We start from the raw sequence: 768 nt of genomic DNA, 5'->3' as shown, positions 1-768 counted from the left end.
GGTAATGACTCCAACTTACTGATAGTGTTTTATGTTCAGATAATGCCCGATGACCTTGTCATGCAGCTCCACCGATTTTGAGAACGACAGTGACTTCCGTCCCAGCCTTGCCAGATGTTGTCTCAGATTCAGGTTATGTCGCTCAATGCGCTGAGTGTAACGCTTGCTGATAACGTGCAGCTTTCCCTTCAGGCGTGATTCATACAGCGGCCAGCCATCCGTCATCCATACCACGACCTCAAAGGCCGACAGCAGGCTCAGAAGACGCTCCAGTGTGGCCAGAGTGCGTTCACCGAAGACGTGCGCCACAACCGTCCTCCGTATCCTGTCATACGCGTAAAACAGCCAGCGCTGACGTGATTTAGCACCGACGTAGCCCCACTGTTCGTCCATTTCAGCGCAGACAATCACATCACTGCCCGGTTGTATGCGCGAGGTTACCGACTGCGGCCTGAGTTTTTTAAGTGACGTAAAACCGTGTTGAGGCCAACGCCCATAATGCGTGCACTGGCGCGACATCCGACGCCATTCATGGCCATATCAATGATTTTCTGGTGCGTACCGGGCTGAGAGGCGGTGTAAGTGAACTGTAGTTGCCATGTTTTACGGCAATGAGAGCAGAGATAGCGCTGATGTCCGGCAGTGCTTTTGCCGTTACGCACCACGCCTTCAGTAGCGGAGCAGGAAGGACATCTGATGGAAATGGAAGCCACGCAAGCACCTTAAAATCACCATCATACACTAAATCAGTAAGTTGGCAGCATTACC

The 768-nt window shown here is 52.2% G+C and carries 1 protein-coding gene; it reads right to left on the bottom strand.

Annotation, left to right across the window (positions count from 1 at the left end):
* Positions 1-15 precede the first annotated feature (15 nt).
* Positions 16-713, bottom strand: a protein-coding gene (locus DW56_RS09010; RefSeq protein ID WP_094106546.1) for an IS1 family transposase whose coding sequence is annotated in 2 segments (ribosomal slippage) — positions 16-464 and positions 464-713 — 699 coding nt in all. Because the reading frame shifts where the segments join, the coding sequence is not laid out codon by codon here.
* Positions 714-768 lie beyond the last annotated feature (55 nt).

This window comes from Franconibacter helveticus LMG 23732 (assembly GCF_000463115.2).
Classification (GTDB): domain Bacteria; phylum Pseudomonadota; class Gammaproteobacteria; order Enterobacterales; family Enterobacteriaceae; genus Franconibacter; species Franconibacter helveticus.
Note: the sequence above shows the minus strand (reverse complement) of the source record. Positions and strands in the feature narration are given on the sequence as shown.